Source organism: Oleiphilus sp. HI0079 (assembly GCF_001635105.1).
In genome coordinates this window covers 1-248 of the sequence record NZ_LWFT01000393.1, presented here as the reverse complement: position 1 = coordinate 248, position 248 = coordinate 1, and the positions used below count along the sequence as shown (strand labels likewise).

General features: G+C 45.2%; 1 protein-coding gene. It reads left to right on the top strand.

The annotated features are described in order from the left end of the window. Window positions 1–68 precede the first annotated feature (68 nt). Window positions 69–248, top strand: a 180-nt coding sequence (locus A3750_RS05095) for an HAD hydrolase family protein (RefSeq protein ID WP_156498425.1), incomplete at its 3' end; no start/stop codon positions are given.

Below are 248 nucleotides of genomic sequence, written 5' to 3'. Positions count from 1 at the left end.
GTCCAATCCTATGATCCAAAAGGGATTGGTTGTAAAAGCGCCTCGTCACTTTTTTAGAGCCCCAAACTATGAAACGACTCATCATGGACCTTGATGGAACCATTACCTCAGGCGAAAGCGGCAATTACAGTGAAGCCACACCTCAAACTGGCGTAGTTGAAAAAATACGAGAATATAAGGCTCAGGGCTTCGATATTGTAATTAGCACAGCTCGCAACATGCGAACCTATGAAGGCAACGTGGGCAAA